This window comes from Bradyrhizobium sp. 132 (assembly GCF_023074185.1).
Taxonomy (GTDB): Bacteria; Pseudomonadota; Alphaproteobacteria; order Rhizobiales; family Xanthobacteraceae; genus Bradyrhizobium.
Genome location: NZ_JADPKY010000133.1, coordinates 16743 through 32196 on the forward strand (window position 1 = coordinate 16743; position 15454 = coordinate 32196).

The window sequence follows — 15454 nt, forward strand, 5'->3', positions numbered from 1 at the left end:
CATGTGGGGCATCGTTCCGGCCGCAGGCCGCGGCAGCCGCATCCAGCCGCTCGCCTTCTCCAAGGAACTGCTTCCGGTCGGAAGCCGACGGGACGACGGCATGGACCGTCCGTGCGCCGTCTCGGAATATTTGCTGGAGCGGCTGATCCTTGGGGGGGCTGACAAGATCTGCTTCGTGATCTCCCCCGGCAAATCCGACATCCTCGAATATTTCGGCGATCACTATGGCGGCGCCCAGCTCGCTTACGTCGTGCAGCCCGACGCGTCGGGGCTGTGCGATGCCGTGTTCAGGGCGGGCACGGTCGTCGGCCATGACGAAGACGTCATCGTCGGACTTCCGGATACAGTCTGGTTCCCCAAGGCGGCCTTGCAGGCATTGCCGGCCGCCGACCTGTCGTTTCTGCTGTTTCCGGTCGAACATCCCGAGTTCTTCGATGCGGTCGTGCTCGACGGCGATCGCGTGACGGAGATCCAGGTCAAGCAGCCGGACGCAGCGTCGAAATGGATATGGGGCGCCTTCAAGATGTCTGCCAACGGATTTCGCGAACTCCAATCGCTGTGGACAAAGCGCGACCACCGGGATGAATATTTCGGGACACTCGTCAACGCCTACATCGCGGCCGGCGGCCAGGGGCTCGGCGTCAAAGCTGGCGAATCCTATGTCGATGTAGGCACCATCGATGGCTATCGGACGGCAATGGCGTTGCTCGCGGAAAGCTCCACCGGGAACGGACGCTCTCGATTGCTGGCCGGCGGTTCGCCCGAGCCAGCCCGCTCAGCCCCCGCAATGAACAATGGAGTGACCGCATGAGCAGAGGCGCCCTCTCCCGCGAGGAAATCCGCCAGCGTGTCGATGCGCTCGGGCCATGGTTTCACAATCTGGACCTGAAGGGTGTACCGACAGCGCCTTCACACTTTCTCGGCGACTATCCCAACGTGAAATGGCGACGCTTCTCCGGGATCATCCCGGACCGTCTCGACGGCAAGACCGTACTCGATATCGGCTGCAATGCCGGCTTCTACGCCATGGAGATGAAGCGGCGCGGCGCCGAGCGCGTCCTCGGCCTGGACACCGACGACGAATATCTCGAGCAAGCCCGCTTCGCGGCCGAGGTGAACGGGCTCAGGATCGAATTCCGCAAGATGTCAGCCTATGACGTCGGACAGCTGCGCGAAAAGTTCGACCTCGTGATCTTCATGGGGGTGCTCTACCATCTGCGGCACCCTCTGCTGGCGCTCGACCTGATCCATGAGCACGTGGCCGGCGATCTCCTGCTGTTCCAATCGATGCAGCGCGGCGACAGCCGCGTGGATCCGGTCGACAAGAACTACGACTTCTGGACCACCGATCAGTTCGATTCGCCGGGCTATCCAAAGCTGCACTTCATCGAGAACAAATATGCCGACGACCCCACCAATTGGTGGGTGCCGAACCGTGCCTGCGCCGAAGCCATGCTGCGCAGCGCCGGCTTTGCGATCGCAGCGCATCCGGAAGACGAAGTCTATCTTTGCAAGCGGGTAACAAGGCCGCAGGCGGAAGGTCCTGTCTATCCATCGCGGGAGGCCGGCCAATGATCGAAGCCGCCAAGATCTGGAACGAGCCCAACAACAAGTCGCACTGGGACATCCTGATTGATCCGGACTGGACCATGTTCGCCAACCTGGCGCTAGCGGCCGGAAAGGCGATCCGCAGCGCCCATCCCACACTCCCGCGTGTGCTCGGCGGCATATCGCCGATTGATCCGTCGTTCATCCGCAATATGCAGGCGCGTGGCGTACTCGATCATGTCGATGCGGTAGCCGTGCACGGCTTTCCGCTCGACTGGAACCTGTGGCAGATTGCGGAATGGCCGGCCAAGCTCGAGGAGATCAAGGCGGTCACTTCGCTGCCGGTCTGGGTGACGGAGGTGGGAGTCTCGTCTTTCGGCGCCGAAGAGGTGCAGGCTTGGGGACTGAGCCGAACCGCGGAGCTCTTGATCGGCCGCGCTCCGCGCATCCACTGGTACAGCCTCTACGATCTGCCTTCGAGCTGGGAGGCCACGACCCGGCATAAGGAGGCTGAAGGCTCCTCCTACTACCGGCATTTCCACATGGGCCTGCTGCGCGAGGACGGGACACCGAAAGCCTCGGCGGAGCTGTTCCGCAACTTTGCACCTGCGATGGGCCTGTGCCAGTGGTTTCATTTCGAGGACCACCGCCTCGATGACGCCGTGGGCTGGATGCGCCGGCTGGGCGTGCAGCATCTCAGGACCGGCCTGTCCTGGGCCGACAGCTTTCGTCCCAACGCGCTCGACTGGTTCGACCGCCAGATGGACGCGCTGGCCGAGTTTCAGGTTACGGTGACCTTCTGCTTCACGCCGGAGCACCGGGGTATCCAGCCTCATCACACCAGCCCGCCGCTCGACGTGAACGAGTTCGCGGATTTCTGCGCGCAGATGGTCGAGCGCTATTGCGCGAAAACAGGGGTCGCGCCTTCCGCGGCGTCTTCGCGTCCGACCATCCGGGAGCCGACATGCGTGCCCTGATCCTGGTGATGGACTCCGTTGGGATCGGCGCCGCGCCCGATGCCGTCAATTACGGCGACGAGGGTGCCGATACCATCGGTCACATCGCTGAGATGTGCAGGGTCGGCAATGCCGATGGTCCGCGGCGGGAAGGACCGCTTCAGCTTCCCAATCTGGTTGCGCTGGGCCTTGGCCAGGCCTGTCGTCTCGCAACCGGGCGCGTGCCGCCCGGGCTGGACGGATGTCCGGAGCATTCGCGCTTTGGCTGCGCAAGCGAGATATCGAAGGGCAAGGACACGCCATCCGGTCATTGGGAGATTGCCGGTGTGCCGGTGCCGTTCGACTGGGGCTATTTTCCAAGGACCAAACCGTGCTTCCCGCGCGACCTGATGGAGCGCCTGTGCGAACAGGCGCGATTGCCCGGCATCCTCGGAAACTGTCACGCCTCCGGCACCGAGATCATCGACCAATTCGGCGAGCGTCACATCAGAACCGGCGAGCCGATCGGTTATACGTCAGCCGACAGCGTGTTTCAGATTGCTGCACATGAGGAGACATTCGGGCTCGAACGCCTCTATGAGGTCTGCCGCGTTGCCCGCCGACTGGTCGATCCCCTGAACATCGGGCGCGTCATCGCCCGGCCGTTCGTCGGCACGTCAGCAGGTCACTTCAAGCGAACTGTGCACCGGAAGGATTATTCCGTCCCGCCGCCCGAGCGAACGATCCTCGATCTCGCCGAAAGCGCAGGCCGTGACATCGTGACGATCGGCAAGATCGACGACATCTTCGCCCATCGCGGGACCGGGAGGAACATGCGGGGCGATGGCAACGAAGCGTTGTTCGATGCCACGCTTGATGGGCTGGCCTCTCTTGCAGAGGGTGGGATGTTGTTCGCCAACTTCATCGATTTCGACACGTTGTACGGCCATCGCCGAGACGCCGCGGGATATGCAGCGGCGCTCGAAGCCTTCGATGCCCGCGTTCCCGAACTGCTTAACCGCGTGCGCGACGATGATCTCCTCATCGTCACGGCCGATCACGGTTGCGACCCAACCTGGAGCGGCACCGATCACACCCGCGAACAAGTGCCAATTCTGGCGGTGCGCGGGCGGTCATCTTCTCCGATCGGCAGGCGCACCGGCTTTGCCGATATAGGGGCAACGGTCGCAAGACATATCGAGCTGCAGGCGCCGGTTCATGGCGTGCATTTTTAGCCGCAGCGCCGGCCGATTCACCTGGGTTATTGATCCAGGTTAGAGAAATGTTTGTTTGTAGGTTTCGCAGGAACGAACATTCCTTGCATCGCTTCTACTTCCAAATGTGACTGGCGCGCCGGTCGCCCCGACCAGAACAGCAGCGCGCGCTTTCATTCTCATCACGGATTGATCCCGCAGGATCGGTCTCACGGCGGCACGGAGCGGTGAATGACGCGAGTATTGATCACTGGAGGCGCCGGATTCATCGGATCGCATGCGGCCGACGTGCTGCTGGCGGCCGGCTATGAAGTCCGCCTGCTCGACAATCTCTCGCCGCAGGTCCACGGAGGCAACCGCCAGCGTCCCGCCTATCTTGCCGAAGAGGCGGAGCTCGTCGTCGGCGACGTCACCGACGCTCCCGCGGTCGAGCACGCGTTACGCGGCACCGACATGGTCCTGCATCTCGCATCCGCGGTAGGCGTCGGCCAGAGCATGTACGACATCGAACCCTATGTCAGGACCAACGAGCTCGGCACCGCCGTGCTGTTGCAGGCACTGTCCAAGCGCCCGGTCGAGCGGCTGGTGGTGGCCTCGTCCATGAGCATTTACGGCGAAGGCCTTTACCGGAGCGCCGATCAGAGCGTCATCGCCTGCGACGAACGGCCGATCGAGCAGCTTCGCCGGGGCGATTGGGAGCTGCGCGATATCACCGGGCGCCCGCTTGATCCCGTTGCCACCCCGGAGACAAAGCAGCCCTCGCTGAGTTCGATCTACGCACTCAACAAATATGCCCAGGAACGCATGTGCCTGATCACCGGCAAGGCCTATGGCATTCCGACGGTGGCGCTACGCTTCTTCAATGCGTTCGGTCCGCGCCAGGCGCTGTCCAATCCCTATACCGGCGTGCTCGCCATCTTTGCCGCGCGGCTGCTTAACGGCCGCCCCCCCCTCGTCTTCGAGGATGGTCTGCAGCGGCGCGACTTCGTCCATGTACATGACGTCGCCCGTGCCTGCCGCATGGCACTCGAAGCCGATCGCACCCAGGAGGTCTTCAACGTCGGCTCGGGGCAGTGCCGCACCATTCTCTCCGTCGCGCAGGATCTCGCCGAAGTCATGGGACGCGGCAACATCGAGCCCGAGTTAACGCGGAAATATCGTGCCGGCGATATCCGGCACTGCTTCGCCGACATCGGAAAATCGCGCGACCTGCTCGGCTTCGAGCCGCACGTCGCCTTCAAGGACGGTCTCCGGGAGCTGGCGGAGTATCTCGCCGACCAAATCGCTGACGATCAGGCGGAGCGAGCCACCAAGGAGCTGCAGCAACGAGGATTGGTCGCGTGATGAGTGAACGAGATAACAGACCCGTCCTGATCACCGGCGGCTGCGGATTTATCGGCTGCAACCTCGCCGACCGGCTCGCGGAACGCGGCGATCCCGTGCTGATACTGGACAATCTCGCCCGCGCCGGCGTGCGTGAGAACGCGCAATGGCTGAAGTCCCGGCATGGCGACCGGGTCACAATTACCGTGGCCGACATCCGCGAACCGATCTCGGTGATCGACGCAGTACGTGAAGCCCGCGCCGTGCTGCACTTGGCCGCCCAGGTCGCGGTCACCGACAGCGTGAGCGATCCGGCTTCCGATTTCGAAATCAACGCGCGGGGCACATTGAATGTGCTCGAAGCCGTGCGGCTCCACAACAGCGCCGCGCCGATCGTGTTCGCCTCGACCAACAAGGTCTACGGACGCGTGATCGACGACGGCGACATCGCGCTCACCGGCCGCCGCTACACGCCGACAAGCGGTCTGCTGGCCGGCGGCATCCCGGAAAATGCACCGCTCGACTTCTACAGCCCCTATGGATGCTCCAAGGGAACGGCGGATCAGTACGTTCACGACTATGCGCGGGTCTACGGCCTCCGGACCGTGGTGCTGCGCATGAGCTGCATCTATGGGCCCCGGCAATTCGGCACCGAAGATCAGGGCTGGATCGCGCATTTCCTGCTGAGCGCCATTCGCAGCAGAGAGCTGACGATCTATGGCGACGGCCATCAGGTCCGCGATGCGCTTCATGTGTCGGACGCGGCGTCGGCCTGGCTCGCCGTGCTCGATCGCATCGCGCTCGCCCGTGGACGCGTGTTCAATCTCGGCGGCGGCCCGGCCAACGCGATCAGTCTGCTGGAATTGATCGACCGCATCACCGATCTGACCGGCCGCAAGGTGGCCTATCGCTTTGCCGATTGGAGGCCCGGCGATCAGCCCTGGTACGTGACCGACACGCGCGCCCTCTCCAGCGCGCTCGGCTGGGCGCCTCAGACATCTCTCGCAGACGGCCTCCGATCCCTTCACATCTGGCTGGATGGCCGCTTCGGATCGGCACAGGGCAACCGCGAGGCGCTGGCATGACGCGTGTTGCCCTCATCAACCCAAACTGGGATTTTGGCGGCAGCATCTATTTCGGCTGCCGATCTCCTCACCTTCCGCTCGAACTCGGGATCTCCGAACACTACCTGAAGGCGGCCGGGCACAAGACGCTGCTGCTCGATGCCCATATGTTCGACCTTTCTCTCGCCGATATCGAAGCCGAGCTGCGCGCGTTCGGCCCCGACCAGATCGTCATCACGACGGCACCGACTTATCTGTTCTGGCGCTGCGCCCCTCCCGAGCTCCGCGTCCCGCAGGAGCTTGCAATGGGGGTGCGCGACCTGGCTCCGATCCTTGTGGCAGTGGGCCCCCATGGCTCGACCGTGCCAAAAGCGGCGCTTCGAAAGCTCGGCACCGACGTCGTCGTAATGGGCGAGTGCGAGGCATCCTTGCTGCGTCTTGCCAATGGCGAGCGGGACTTTCCCGGCTTGTGCTTCGCCGATGGCGCATCGCTCCGCGTCAATGGCGGCCCGCAGGCCGTCGCGTTCAGGGATCAACCGCCGCTTGATTGGCCGGAGGAGATGATCCGGCGGCATCACCATCACCATCACCGCTTCGAAGCCGAGCCGCAGGCGCCAGGCGCCGAGGTCGAGTCATCCAGGGGTTGTCCGTACAACTGCACGTTCTGCGCCAAGGAGAATTTCCGCAACGCTTACCGCAAACGGCCCCCCTCCGTCGTTCTCGAAGAGATCGACGGACTGCGCCATCAGGGCATCGAATATGTCTACTTCATCGACGAGATATTTCTTCCGAACGCGGAGCTGCTGGAAGGGCTGGCCACACGCGGGCTGAAGTTCGGTGTGCAGACCCGCATCGACCTCTGGAAGCCGGACATGCTGGCTCTGCTCGGTGGGGCCGGCTGCGTCTCGATAGAGGCCGGGATCGAGAGCCTGACCGTGGAGGGCCGCGCCGCGCTTGCCAAGAACTGCAAGATGACGACAGACCAGCTTGCCGAACGGCTGGTCGAAGCGCGCCGTCACGTTCCTTTCGTGCAGGCCAACCTGATCGAAGTCCCCGAGGACGATGATCCCATCGTGCAGCGCTGGCGCCGCACGATGCAGGATGCCGGCATCTGGGCCAACGATCCGGTCCCGCTCTATCCCTATCCGGGCTCGCCGGATTATCAAAAGCTGTGGGGCGAGCCCGACGATTTCGCCTGGGAGCGCGCGCACCGGCACTATCTCGCGATGTTCGGCCAGTTCAGCGACGTGCAGAACGATCGCCCGGTTCCGCTCGAGGCTCTCGAACTGCAGGTGGCATCATGAGCCGTAGCTCGGACATCAGGATCCTGATGACGACCGACACGGTCGGGGGTGTCTGGACCTATTCCTGCGCTCTCGCATCGCAGCTTGCGGCGTCGGGGGCCGATGTCGGCCTCGTGACCATGGGTCGGCGCGCACGAGCCGAGCAGCGCGAGATGCTGCGCGGTTCCCGAGTGCGCCTGATCGAAACGGACCTCGCGCTGGAATGGCAGGATCCGGAAGGGCAGGACCTCGCCCGAGCGCGGCGCACCCTCACGAAGCTCGAAGCACAATTCAGGCCGGACGTTATTCACCTCAACAGTTTTCGCGAAGCAACCTTCGACTGGCACGCGCCGGTGGTACTCGTCGCGCATTCCTGCGTCGGCTCCTGGGCGCTGGCCTGCCGTGATACGGCTTGGCTGGGCGAGCCGAGATGGCGCAGCTACGCCGAACGCGTCGCGGCAGCCCTCGACAAGGCGCAGGCCTGGGTATGCCCAACCCAGTCCTTTCACGACGTGATCGCGCAGATTTACCATCCTCAATCGCCGGGCGCCGTGATCTGGAATGGGATCACACCCCGAGGCGCCCTCGGACGTAAGCAGGAGCTGATCCTTGCAGCCGGGCGGCTGTGGGACCGCGCCAAGAACATCGAGGTTCTTGCCGCCGCGGCGCCGGGGCTGGATTGGCCGGTCCAGGTGGCGGGTGCGGCGACCGTCAGCCCATCGCATTGTATCACCTGGCTTGGGCAATTGCCGTACGACGCCATGCGCGCGCGGATGGAGCACGCGGCGATCTTCGCGAGCCCCGCCTTCTATGAACCGTTTGGGCTGGCGGTCCTGGAAGCCGCGGCGGCGGGATGCGCTCTCGTCCTGTCCGACATCCCAACGTTCCGGGAATTGTGGACCGGAGCCGCGCTGTTCGTCGATCCCACCGACGGCAAGGCGCTGCATCGAACGCTTGCAGGTCTGTGCGCCGACGATCGCGAGCGGATGCGGCTGCAACGGGCAGCTTTTGAGCATTCCCTCACCTATTCCCTGACCCGGACGACGAGTGCCTATCTCAGGCTTTACGACGACCTGCTCGCTTCCCATCGCGAGACCGCGCCGGTCAGCCAGATCGAGGTGCGTGCATGAAATGCGTCCTGTTCTACCACGCTTTCACCTCCTGCTGGAACAACGGCAACGCCCACTTCCTGCGCGGCTATGCCCGCGAACTTCATGCGCTCGGTCATGAGGTCGTCGTGTTCGAGCCGGTCGACGGCTGGAGCCGATTGAACGCGATCCGCGAGGGTGGCACTCAGACCATGGAGGACATTCCGGTGCTGTTTCCCGGCATCGGCATCCGCCGCTATGACGCCTGCCTCGATCTGGATGAGGCGCTCCACGGCGCCGATCTCGTCGTCGTCCACGAATGGAATTCGCCGGATCTAATCGCAGACATCGGCCACAGGCGGGCCCATGGCGCTCCCTTCACGCTGCTGTTCCACGACACCCATCACCGCGCCGTCAGCGCACCTGACGAGCTTGCGCAATTCGACCTCGACGGGTTCGACGGTGTGCTCGCCTTCGGCGAGGTGCTTCGTCAGATCTATCTGAAGCTCGGCTGGGCCGACCGGGCCTTCACCTGGCACGAGGCCGCGGACATCGCCCTGTATCATCCGCTGCCGCATGTCGAGCGCACCGACGATGTCGTCTGGATCGGCAATTGGGGCGACGGCGAACGCAGCGCCGAGCTCAACGAATTTCTGGTCGAACCGGTGGCCGAACTGAAGCTGCGCGCGGAGGTCTATGGCGTCCGCTATTCGGACGCGGCGCTCGACACCATTCAGGCGGCAGGTATCCGGCATGGCGGGTGGCTGCCCGCACATTGGGCTCCCATTGCCTTCGCCGGCGCACGTGCCACTGTCCATGTGCCGCGCGGCCCCTACGTCCGCCTGCTTCCGGGCATTCCGACCATTCGCGTCTTCGAAGCGATGGCGTGCGGCATTCCACTGGTCTCGGCGCCCTGGTCAGACACGGAAGGCCTGTTCCCGGAAGGCGCCTATCTCGGCGCCGCCGACGGCACCGAAATGAAGCGCGCGCTTTGTGCGCTCCTCGACGACCACGAGTTATGGACCGCCACAGTGGAGGCCGGCCTGCGGACGATCAAGGAGCGTCACACCTGCCGTCACCGCGCGGAGCAGCTTGTCAGCATCGTGCAGGATCTCCGGGCCTCAGGCCGCTCGTCACAGCCCTCACGATACATCGGAGCCTCCGCATGAAGATCTGCTTCTTCGGATCCAGCCTCGTCTCATCCTACTGGAACGGTGCCGCCACCTATTATCGCGGCATGCTGAAGGAGATTGCGGCGCTCGGCCACGACATCACGTTCTTCGAGCCCGACGCTTTCGAGCGCCAGGCCCACCGCGACATCGACGATCCCAACTGGGCGAGGGTGGTCATCTACGCCGCGACGCCGGACGGCTGGCGAAGCTCGATCGAGGGAGCTGCCCGCTCGGCTGACATGCTGATCAAGGCCAGCGGGGTCGGCGTTTTCGATCAGGAGCTGGAGAACGCCCTCGCCGACATTCCGTCGAATGCGACGCGCGTCTATTGGGACGTCGACGCACCCGCCACGTTAGAGACGATGGCGGACGATCCGGAACATCATCTGCGCCGTGCGATCCGGTCCTGCGACATGGTTTTGACCTATGGCGGCGGCGACGCCGTCGTGTCCGCTTATCGCGCCATGGGCGCGCGGGGCTGCGTGCCGATCTACAATGCGCTCGACCCGGCCACGCACTTTCCGGCACTTCCAAATCCACGTTTCACCTGCGATCTCAGCCTTTTAGCAAACCGCCTTCCCGATCGCGAGCAGCGCGTCGAGAGGTTCTTCCTCGACGTTGCGCGCCAACTGCCCAACAAGAGATTTGTCCTCGGCGGCTCCGGCTGGGAGACTAAGGAAACGCCGGCCAATCTACAGCAGGTCGGACATGTCGGGACCGGCGACCACAACGCGTTCTTCGGCTCCGGTCTGGCTACGCTGAACGTCAATCGCGACAGCATGGCACGTTACGGCTTCTCGCCGCCGACACGCGTGTTCGAAGCCATCGGCGCCGGAGCCTGCCTCATCACCGACCAGTGGGACGGCATCGATCATTTTCTCGAGCCGGATCGCGAGGTGCTGGTGGCCGCAAGCGGAGCGGAGGTCGCAGAGCATCTTGCCGCACTGCGCCCCGATCGGGCTCAGGCGATCGCAGGACGCGCTCGTGCGCGCATTCTGAGCCACCACACCTACCGGCAGCGCGCGCGCCAGTTCAACGATCTCTTTGCCGCAAGCAATTCGCGAATCGAGGCAGCAGAATGAACCTCACCATCGTCGTCATTGGTCTTTCGGTCACTTCGTCCTGGGGCAACGGCCATGCCACGACCTACCGCGCCCTGATCGAAGCCCTGGCACGACGGGGTCACCGAGTTACATTTCTGGAACGCGATGTCCCCTGGTATCGCGAGCATCGCGATCTTACCAAGCCTTCTGCGTGGACTGTCGAGCTTTATCAATCCTTGAAGGACATCCCGCTGCGTTTCGGCAAGATGATCCGAGACGCTGATCTGGTGGTCATCGGCTCCTATGTGCCCGACGGGATCGCGATCTCCGAATGGGTCACGACCCATACCGGAGGGCTTACCGCCTTCTACGACATCGACACGCCGGTCACGCTTGCGAAGCTCGATCAGGGCCTGGACTATCTTTCCGCGGCGATGATCCCGCGTTTCGACCTTTATCTGTCCTTTGCCGGCGGCCCAGTACCCGACATGATCGAGGAGAGCTATGGCAGCCCACTGGCTCGGGTTCTGTATTGCAGTGCGGACACCAATATCTACGCGCCGCGACGCGCGGAGAAGAAATGGGCACTGGGCTACCTCGGAACCTACAGCGAGGACCGGCAACCGATTCTGGAACAGCTGCTGCTCTCGCCCGCTCGTACTCTGTCATCCGAGCAGTTCGTGGTGGCCGGCGCGCAATATCCCGAGGATGTGGTGTGGCCAGCCAATGTGGCCCGCATCGAGCATCTCACACCCAAGCATCATCCGACATTCTACGCGGAGCAGCGTTTCACGCTAAACGCCACCCGCTCCGACATGCGCGCACTCGGGTTCTCGCCGAGCGTCAGGCTGTTCGAAGCCGCCGCGTGCGGCACGCCCGTCATCTCGGACCGGTGGCCTGGAATCGAAACTGTCTTTGAACCCTCGCGGGAAATCCTGCTGGCGTCGAATCCACGCGAAGTTGTTGAAATCCTGCGCGACATGCCGGAGGACCACCGGCGCTCGATCGCGGACAACGCGCGGCGGCGGGTCATCGCCGATCACACCTCCGACCATCGCGCCCGGCAGCTCGAGACGTACTACACCGAGGCGTCCGATCGGCGGTGCCGCAGAACAGCGCGGCGTCCCGTATCGCGTCCCTTGCAGGTCGCAGAACTCTGAAAGGCAGCGCCATGACACTTCAGACCCGCATCCAGGCGTCCCGCCGCTCACCGACTGTGCTGATCGCCGGCGGCGCCGGCTTCATCGGATCCCACCTCTGCGACACGCTTTTGCAACGCGGCCACACGGTAATCTGCCTCGACAATTTGTTTACGGGAACGATCGGCAATATCCGGCCGCTGCTCAATCATCCGAATTTTCGCTTCATCGAACATGACGTACGCGATCCCGTCGAGATCGAGGGCGATATCGACGGAATCTACAGCCTCGCCTGCCCGGCGTCGCCCCGTCATTACCAGAAAGATCCGGTCGGCACGATGAAGACCTGCGTGCTTGGCACCATCAACATGCTGGAGCTCGCGCGTCGGAAGGGCGCCCGAGTGCTGCAGGCATCGACAAGCGAGGTCTACGGCGATCCCGAGGTGCATCCCCAGCCGGAATCCTATCTCGGCAACGTCAACGCGATCGGACCCCGAGCCTGCTACGACGAAGGCAAGCGGGCCGCGGAAACGCTGATGTTCGATTACCATCGGATGTACGGGGTCGAGATCAAGATCGCGCGCATCTTCAACACCTACGGCCCGCGAATGCTGGAGAACGACGGGCGCGTCGTCTCCAACTTCATCGTGCAGGCACTGCGCGGAGAGCCGATCACGATCTATGGCGGTGGTACGCAGACCAGAAGCTTCTGCTTCGTCGACGATCTCGTGCGCGGCCTCCAGCTGCTCATGGAGAGTCCATCATCAGTCACCGGGCCCTGCAATTTGGGTAATCCGCACGAGGTTACGATCGAGGCGATTGCCCGCGACGTGCTGGTGTATACAGAGTCAGCCTCCCCGCTTCGGTTCGAGGAGCTGCCGAAAGACGATCCGAAGCGGCGCAAGCCTGTCATTGACACAGCCGTGAAGGTGTTGGGGTGGCGCCCGCGCGTGGCGCTCAAGGATGGTCTCCGGGCGACCATCGCGTATTTCGCCATGCGCATGGCCGGCGAAGCGCCGACGCTTGTTCCGGCCGCTGCACCTCGCAGGAGCGGACGTATTACTGCACGCGGCCGGTTGACGATTGCCGATCAGGGGTGATCCAGCCACCGGACGAGGAACCCGCAAATGCGACAGCGACCGGAGCGTGAGCTGGTTGGTCTGGCCACGCTGGCGCCTGAATCTGTCACGAGCGCGAATTGGCCGCGCGACGGATGGGCTTGTCGAGGTCCTCAACGTCGTGCTCGTATTCGGAGATGGCGCGATTGGCCATCCGAATCCGGTTGGTCTGGCCTTCTTCGACCATCATGGTGATACGCTGCGCCAGGAATACGCACGTCTCGAAATCATCGCGGATAGCCCCGCCACGGGCGAGAAAGTCCCACGCGATCGCGTAAGCCTGCTCGGCGGCGGGACTGCGATAGTCGCCGAAGATAATTTTCGTCATCACAGCCCAGCTAAAATGGTGCGTATCGTTCCTGCAGGTCTCTGCACAAACAGCCGAGTTCAGCAACCGCCAAGCCGCCGGTCTCGCGGCAAGCGGGACCGGCGGCTTGCCTGTAGCGGCGACCGGATGGCGTCACGTCGCCTGACGCTGATGCGCCAGATATTCCATCGTCACCTTCTCGACGTTTGAGTCGATCCAGGCGGCCATGCGCTGCTCTTCCTGCAAGGACGTCTCGAGCAGACCCTTTGCTTCAGCCACCCCGGCGGCGCCGCAGAGGGCGAGCAGAGACTTGTAGGCAGCGATCTCGAAATTCTCAAACGCGTTGTTGGCGAAGGTGTTCTTAAGAATCTCGTCGCCGGCGACAGAGTGCGCCATGGCCTGCATGTTCGCCATCACGGATTGGGTCGTATCCTTGAGGCTGGAGGAGTTTTCGCCGCAAGCTTCCAGACATCTCTCGAGCCGCTTGAGTTGTTCGTTGGTCTCCTGAAGGTGAGTGACGACTTTCGCCTTCACCTCAGGATATTCATCCAGCCGTTCCGACTGACGTTCCATCAGCTCCCTTGCCTGCACTTCCATCGCGTGCGCATTGCTTAATCCGACCACGAATGTATCGCGTGCTACGTTAGCCATTTTCCTGTTCTCCTTCTCATTGGCCTTGCTGCGGCCCAACCGCAATTTTCGCGGATCGTTCCTACCGGATATCTGGGTAACGGTGCAGGCTCTGGTCTCCCGCCTAAGGCTAACCTGCGATAACAGAACACAAATACAATTCGTCGCCGCAGGAACGCCGCCGACGAGCTGCGGTTTCCCAGAGCGTGTGGTCGCATCCCAACTAGCCACAGCGCTCAGGACAGCCGGACAACGCCTCCGATCCCTATTTCATGAGCATCCGCGACGGTCTTGCCGACAAGGGTTTCTTCGGCAACAGCGGAGGAGTTCGGGCTTGCCTGCTGCGCGGTCGAGATGATGCAGATGTCAATGCCGCGCTATGACGCGGAACGTTTCGGATTCGCGCCGCGAGCATCGCCACGCCAATCCGACGTGATCATCGTGGCCGGCACCCTGACCAACCAGATGGCCACCCCGGATTGGGAAAGTGCGAAGACGTCGCTGCGTGCTCTTGCGCCACTTGCTGCCGAGATCGTCATCACCGGACACGGCGCGGCCATGCAAGGTCCGGAGATGCGCGCCGCTCTCGACGCCCTTGCTGAACGCTTCGATGAAGTTGCCGTGCCTTCGCAATACCGGCGTTGAGACAGCGTGTGCCGTCGATGACGACGGCAACGCCGAATGAATTTGCGTGGGTAGGAACGGTCGATGCCGCTCATGATTGGTTCGACATTGAAAGCTCAAGGAGAAACAGCATGCGTACGACAATCTTGATGATCTTGACGGCCGCGATGCTCGCAGGCACTTCAGTCGGCGCAGCGTTCGCGCAAGGTGGCGCGGGCGCTGGTGCTGGCGGCGCGGGCGCCGGTGCTGGAGCCGGCGGATCCGCCTCCGGCGGCGGCGGTGGCGGCATTACGCATGTCGAGCGGGGCGGCCAAGGTGCCTCCAGTCCTCCCGGCATGCGCAACGAGACGACTCCGCCGTCCAACGGCACCATGCCGCGTCGTTAGCATTCGCGGTCCGGGGTCTCGAAGCCGCACTTTCCGACCAAAGAGGAAACGTTGAAAAGGGACGACGAAGCCGGGCTGGTCGAAGATTGCGAAGGCCAGCCCGCTCTTGAGGACGAGCTCAACATCAAGCCGTGCTCGCCGGATTCCGAAACGTCAAGACGACGAAGACCTTGATTGGACGCCGGCGAAGCCGGCGTCCTGATCCCGGTCAGCATCCTTTGCAGATGCTTTTGATCTTTCGATCCACGGTGGAGCCCTGGGAATTTTCAGACCGGATTTCCGCGTCGCCTTGCATCGACGGACCTGGCGTCGCCGTTCCATCGATCCGTCCGCTGCTGGTTCCGCCCGCGAGGTTGCCGGGTCGGCCGACGGTGGTCGATCCTTGCGGGCCCCCGCTCGATTGAGCCGTTCCTGCTGCATTTGTCCCGCTGGCCGCTGTGCCCCGGGACGCGTCGCCGGCGTTCCCCCTGTCAGACGGCAAACTGCCGGTTTGGTTGGTTGTCGCCGAAGTCCCGCCGCCCAAAGCGCCCCCGGCGCCGACGCCACTGGTGCTGCTCGCGCTTCCGCCCCCGCCACACCG

Annotated in this window: 15 protein-coding genes and 1 pseudogene; 14 read left to right on the forward strand and 2 right to left on the reverse strand. The window is 63.4% G+C overall.

Annotated features, from left to right (window positions below; all coding sequences use genetic code 11):
* Position 1 precedes the first annotated feature (1 nt).
* The 12 genes from IVA74_RS30230 (at position 2) to IVA74_RS30285 (ending at position 12909) form a co-directional block, all read left to right on the forward strand.
* Complete coding sequence (locus IVA74_RS30230) at positions 2-811, forward strand: nucleotidyltransferase family protein (protein ID WP_247350313.1); 810 nt, start codon at positions 2-4, stop codon at positions 809-811.
* Positions 808-1575: a TIGR04290 family methyltransferase gene (locus IVA74_RS30235; protein ID WP_247350316.1), complete on the forward strand. Its 768-nt coding sequence runs from the start codon at positions 808-810 to the stop codon at positions 1573-1575. Before IVA74_RS30230 ends, IVA74_RS30235 begins: the two co-directional genes overlap by 4 nt.
* Entirely contained in the window at positions 1572-2525 is a 954-nt protein-coding gene (locus tag IVA74_RS30240) for a beta-xylosidase (protein ID WP_247350319.1), read from the forward strand. The genes IVA74_RS30235 and IVA74_RS30240 overlap by 4 nt, the downstream gene beginning before the upstream one ends.
* Entirely contained in the window at positions 2513-3718 is a 1206-nt protein-coding gene (locus tag IVA74_RS30245; protein ID WP_247350322.1) for a phosphopentomutase, read from the forward strand. The genes IVA74_RS30240 and IVA74_RS30245 overlap by 13 nt, the downstream gene beginning before the upstream one ends.
* Positions 3719-3928: 210 nt before the next feature.
* The gene (locus tag IVA74_RS30250) at positions 3929-5041 is read left to right on the forward strand and encodes an NAD-dependent epimerase/dehydratase family protein (protein WP_247350325.1); all 1113 of its coding nucleotides are present in this window, start codon (positions 3929-3931) and stop codon (positions 5039-5041) included.
* Positions 5041-6105 (forward strand): GDP-mannose 4,6-dehydratase, encoded by a 1065-nt coding sequence (locus IVA74_RS30255; protein WP_247350326.1) that lies wholly within the window; start codon positions 5041-5043, stop codon positions 6103-6105. The genes IVA74_RS30250 and IVA74_RS30255 overlap by 1 nt, the downstream gene beginning before the upstream one ends.
* Entirely contained in the window at positions 6102-7388 is a 1287-nt protein-coding gene (locus IVA74_RS30260) for a TIGR04295 family B12-binding domain-containing radical SAM protein (protein ID WP_247350328.1), read from the forward strand. The genes IVA74_RS30255 and IVA74_RS30260 overlap by 4 nt, the downstream gene beginning before the upstream one ends.
* A 26-nt stretch (positions 7389-7414) precedes the next feature.
* Positions 7415-8497 (forward strand): glycosyltransferase family 4 protein, encoded by a 1083-nt coding sequence (locus tag IVA74_RS30265; RefSeq protein ID WP_247350330.1) that lies wholly within the window; start codon positions 7415-7417, stop codon positions 8495-8497.
* Entirely contained in the window at positions 8494-9624 is a 1131-nt protein-coding gene (locus IVA74_RS30270) for a glycosyltransferase (RefSeq protein WP_247350332.1), read from the forward strand. The genes IVA74_RS30265 and IVA74_RS30270 overlap by 4 nt, the downstream gene beginning before the upstream one ends.
* On the forward strand, positions 9621-10709 hold the full coding sequence (locus tag IVA74_RS30275; protein WP_247350334.1) for a glycosyltransferase: 1089 nt from the start codon (positions 9621-9623) through the stop codon (positions 10707-10709). Before IVA74_RS30270 ends, IVA74_RS30275 begins: the two co-directional genes overlap by 4 nt.
* A complete protein-coding gene (locus IVA74_RS30280) occupies positions 10706-11830 on the forward strand; it encodes a glycosyltransferase (RefSeq protein WP_247350336.1) in 1125 nt (374 codons plus the stop codon). The genes IVA74_RS30275 and IVA74_RS30280 overlap by 4 nt, the downstream gene beginning before the upstream one ends.
* An 11-nt stretch (positions 11831-11841) precedes the next feature.
* Positions 11842-12909, forward strand: coding sequence for a UDP-glucuronic acid decarboxylase family protein (locus tag IVA74_RS30285; RefSeq protein ID WP_247350338.1), 1068 nt, complete (start codon positions 11842-11844; stop codon positions 12907-12909).
* Positions 12910-12994: 85 nt separating this feature from the next.
* Here IVA74_RS30285 and IVA74_RS30290 read toward each other — a convergent pair whose 3' ends face one another.
* Both IVA74_RS30290 and IVA74_RS30295 read right to left on the reverse strand, forming a co-directional pair.
* Complete coding sequence (locus IVA74_RS30290) at positions 12995-13255, reverse strand: hypothetical protein (protein ID WP_247350339.1); 261 nt, start codon at positions 13253-13255, stop codon at positions 12995-12997.
* 132 nt (positions 13256-13387) lie between these two features.
* Positions 13388-13885, reverse strand: coding sequence for a ferritin-like domain-containing protein (locus IVA74_RS30295; protein ID WP_247350344.1), 498 nt, complete (start codon positions 13883-13885; stop codon positions 13388-13390).
* A 251-nt stretch (positions 13886-14136) separates the two neighbouring features.
* Here IVA74_RS30295 and IVA74_RS41280 point away from each other — a divergent pair.
* Positions 14137-14509 (forward strand): annotated as a pseudogene (locus tag IVA74_RS41280) (hypothetical protein).
* 110 nt (positions 14510-14619) lie between these two features.
* Complete coding sequence (locus tag IVA74_RS30305) at positions 14620-14874, forward strand: hypothetical protein (protein ID WP_247350341.1); 255 nt, start codon at positions 14620-14622, stop codon at positions 14872-14874.
* Positions 14875-15454: the final 580 nt, after the last annotated feature.

What these genes read in the sequence shown, in the direction of transcription:
- IVA74_RS30230 (WP_247350313.1), top strand. Translation starts at nt 2, where the DNA reads ATGTGGGGCATCGTTCCGGCCGCAGGCCGCGGCAGCCGCATCCAGCCG.
- IVA74_RS30235 (WP_247350316.1), top strand. Translation starts at nt 808, where the DNA reads ATGAGCAGAGGCGCCCTCTCCCGCGAGGAAATCCGCCAGCGTGTCGAT.
- IVA74_RS30240 (WP_247350319.1), top strand. Translation starts at nt 1,572, where the DNA reads ATGATCGAAGCCGCCAAGATCTGGAACGAGCCCAACAACAAGTCGCAC.
- IVA74_RS30245 (WP_247350322.1), top strand. Translation starts at nt 2,513, where the DNA reads ATGCGTGCCCTGATCCTGGTGATGGACTCCGTTGGGATCGGCGCCGCG.
- IVA74_RS30250 (WP_247350325.1), top strand. Translation starts at nt 3,929, where the DNA reads ATGACGCGAGTATTGATCACTGGAGGCGCCGGATTCATCGGATCGCAT.
- IVA74_RS30255 (WP_247350326.1), top strand. Translation starts at nt 5,041, where the DNA reads ATGAGTGAACGAGATAACAGACCCGTCCTGATCACCGGCGGCTGCGGA.
- IVA74_RS30260 (WP_247350328.1), top strand. Translation starts at nt 6,102, where the DNA reads ATGACGCGTGTTGCCCTCATCAACCCAAACTGGGATTTTGGCGGCAGC.
- IVA74_RS30265 (WP_247350330.1), top strand. Translation starts at nt 7,415, where the DNA reads ATGACGACCGACACGGTCGGGGGTGTCTGGACCTATTCCTGCGCTCTC.
- IVA74_RS30270 (WP_247350332.1), top strand. Translation starts at nt 8,494, where the DNA reads ATGAAATGCGTCCTGTTCTACCACGCTTTCACCTCCTGCTGGAACAAC.
- IVA74_RS30275 (WP_247350334.1), top strand. Translation starts at nt 9,621, where the DNA reads ATGAAGATCTGCTTCTTCGGATCCAGCCTCGTCTCATCCTACTGGAAC.
- IVA74_RS30280 (WP_247350336.1), top strand. Translation starts at nt 10,706, where the DNA reads ATGAACCTCACCATCGTCGTCATTGGTCTTTCGGTCACTTCGTCCTGG.
- IVA74_RS30285 (WP_247350338.1), top strand. Translation starts at nt 11,842, where the DNA reads ATGACACTTCAGACCCGCATCCAGGCGTCCCGCCGCTCACCGACTGTG.
- IVA74_RS30290 (WP_247350339.1), bottom strand. Translation starts at nt 13,255, where the DNA reads ATGACGAAAATTATCTTCGGCGACTATCGCAGTCCCGCCGCCGAGCAG.
- IVA74_RS30295 (WP_247350344.1), bottom strand. Translation starts at nt 13,885, where the DNA reads ATGGCTAACGTAGCACGCGATACATTCGTGGTCGGATTAAGCAATGCG.
- IVA74_RS30305 (WP_247350341.1), top strand. Translation starts at nt 14,620, where the DNA reads ATGCGTACGACAATCTTGATGATCTTGACGGCCGCGATGCTCGCAGGC.